Here is a 216-nt window from a genome sequence, read left to right on the forward strand (position 1 = left end):
GCATGAAAACATCAATGTTAAAAAACAAATTGAAAGCAATAGGCCCAGGGGCGATTGTCACAGCTTCCTTTATTGGTCCTGGCACCGTTACAACTGCGACAAGGGCAGGAGCTTCCTTTGGCTTCGCCCTTCTTTGGGCAGTCATTTTTTCGATTATTGCCACAATCATCTTACAAGAAATGAGTGCCCGCCTCGGCATTATTACCCAAAAAGGGC

The 216-nt window shown here is 45.8% G+C and carries 1 protein-coding gene; it reads left to right on the top strand.

All coding sequences use genetic code 11. The features are described from left to right. Nucleotides 1-14 precede the first annotated feature (14 nt). Nucleotides 15-216: divalent metal cation transporter (locus CHH91_RS19680; RefSeq protein WP_286160871.1), on the top strand; the 202-nt coding region annotated here is incomplete at its 3' end.

This window comes from Virgibacillus sp. 7505, from assembly GCF_002272135.1.
In the GTDB taxonomy this organism is placed as follows: Bacteria; Bacillota; Bacilli; order Bacillales; family Amphibacillaceae; genus Terribacillus.